The organism is Shewanella sp. AS1 (assembly GCF_021412565.1).
Classification (GTDB): domain Bacteria; phylum Pseudomonadota; class Gammaproteobacteria; order Enterobacterales; family Shewanellaceae; genus Shewanella.
In genome coordinates, this window is the sequence record NZ_JAKCLJ010000021.1 from 1 (window position 1) to 1,791 (window position 1,791).

At 52.0% G+C, this 1,791-nt stretch carries 1 rRNA gene; it reads right to left on the minus strand.

Features of this window, described 5'->3' with window-relative positions:
• Positions 1-1,791: ribosomal RNA gene (locus LZP69_RS15830) — 23S ribosomal RNA — on the minus strand; the annotation flags it as partial.

Below are 1,791 nucleotides of genomic sequence, written 5' to 3' on the forward strand. Positions count from 1 at the left end.
GCTTATGCCATTGCACTAACCGTACGATGTCCGACCGTACTTAGCCAACCTTCGTGCTCCTCCGTTACTCTTTGGGAGGAGACCGCCCCAGTCAAACTACCCACCAGGCACTGTCCTCAACCCCGATCCAGGGGCCAGAGTTAGAACATCAACACTACAAGGGTGGTATTTCAAGGTTGACTCCACGAGAACTGGCGTTCCCGCTTCAAAGTCTCCCACCTATCCTACACATGTAGGGTCAATGTTCAGTGCCAAGCTATAGTAAAGGTTCACGGGGTCTTTCCGTCTAGCCGCGGGTATACGGCATCTTCACCGCAATTTCAACTTCACTGAGTCTCGGCTGGAGACAGCGTGGCCATCATTACGCCATTCGTGCAGGTCGGAACTTACCCGACAAGGAATTTCGCTACCTTAGGACCGTTATAGTTACGGCCGCCGTTTACCGGGGCTTCGATCATGAGCTTCTCGTGATGATAACCCAATCAATTAACCTTCCGGCACCGGGCAGGCGTCACACCGTATACTTCCTCTTGCGAGTTTGCACAGTGCTGTGTTTTTGATAAACAGTTGCAGCCACCTGGTATCTGCGACTGCCGTCAGCTTAGGGAGCAAGTCCCATCACCAACAGCAGCGTACCTTCTCCCGAAGTTACGGTACCATTTTGCCTAGTTCCTTCAGCCGAGTTCTCTCAAGCGCCTTGGTATTCTCTACCCGACCACCTGTGTCGGTTTGGGGTACGATTCCTACTAACCTGAAGCTTAGAAGATTTTCCTGGAAGCAGGGCATCAACTACTTCATCCCCTTGGGGACTCGTCATCAGCTCTCAGTGTATGTGTGCCCGGATTTGCCTAAGCACACCACCTACAGCCTTAAACGCGGACTACCAACGCCGCGCTAGCCTAGCCTTCTCCGTCTCTCCATCGCAGTTAGCAAGAGTACGGGAATATTAACCCGTTTCCCATCGACTACGCCTTTCGGCCTCGCCTTAGGGGTCGACTCACCCTGCCCCGATTAACGTTGGACAGGAACCCTTGGTCTTTCGGCGGGGAGGTTTTTCACCCCCCTTATCGTTACTCATGTCAGCATTCGCACTTCTGATACCTCCAGCGTGGGTTACCCCTTCACCTTCAACGGCTTACAGAACGCTCCTCTACCGCACACACAAAAGTGTGTACCCATAGCTTCGGTGTATTGCTTAGCCCCGTTATATCTTCCGCGCAGGCCGACTCGACTAGTGAGCTATTACGCTTTCTTTAAATGATGGCTGCTTCTAAGCCAACATCCTAGCTGTCTAAGCCTTCCCACATCGTTTCCCACTTAGCAATAACTTTGGGACCTTAGCTGATGGTCTGGGTTGTTTCCCTTTTCACGACGGACGTTAGCACCCGCCGTGTGTCTCCCGAGTAGTACTCATTGGTATTCGGAGTTTGCAAAGGGTTGGTAAGTCGGGATGACCCCCTAGCCTTAACAGTGCTCTACCCCCAATGGTATTCGCTCGAGGCGCTACCTAAATAGCTTTCGAGGAGAACCAGATATCTCCCGGTTTGATTGGCCTTTCACCCCCAGCCACAAGTCATCACCGCATTTTTCAACATACGTGTGTTCGGTCCTCCAGTTGATGTTACTCAACCTTCAACCTGCCCATGGCTAGATCACCGGGTTTCGGGTCTACACCTTGCAACTATACGCGCAGTTAACACTCGGTTTCCCTACGGCTCCGCTATTCGCTTAACCTCGCTACAAAATGTAAGTCGCTGACCCATTATACAAAAGGTACGCAGTCACGGTCTC